Annotated in this window: 1 rRNA gene; it reads left to right on the top strand. The window is 56.0% G+C overall.

Annotation, left to right across the window (positions count from 1 at the left end):
* A 16S ribosomal RNA gene (locus tag ACFSCZ_RS17670) occupies positions 1-530 on the top strand; the annotation flags it as partial.

Consider the following 530-nt stretch of genomic DNA (forward strand, 5'->3'; position numbering starts at 1 on the left):
TGACGGTACCTGACCAGAAAGCCACGGCTAACTACGTGCCAGCAGCCGCGGTAATACGTAGGTGGCAAGCGTTGTCCGGAATTATTGGGCGTAAAGCGCGCGCAGGCGGCTTCTTAAGTCTGATGTGAAAGCCCACGGCTCAACCGTGGAGGGTCATTGGAAACTGGGAGGCTTGAGTGCAGAAGAGAAGAGCGGAATTCCACGTGTAGCGGTGAAATGCGTAGAGATGTGGAGGAACACCAGTGGCGAAGGCGGCTCTTTGGTCTGTAACTGACGCTGAGGCGCGAAAGCGTGGGTAGCGAACAGGATTAGATACCCTGGTAGTCCACGCCGTAAACGATGAGTGCTAAGTGTTAGGGGGTTTCCGCCCCTTAGTGCTGCAGCAAACGCATTAAGCACTCCGCCTGGGGAGTACGGCCGCAAGGCTGAAACTCAAAGGAATTGACGGGGGCCCGCACAAGCGGTGGAGCATGTGGTTTAATTCGAAGCAACGCGAAGAACCTTACCAGGTCTTGACATCCCGCTGACCG

The sequence above is a fragment of the Siminovitchia sediminis genome (genome assembly GCF_042680885.1).
Classification (GTDB): Bacteria; Bacillota; Bacilli; order Bacillales; family Bacillaceae_C; genus Siminovitchia; species Siminovitchia sediminis.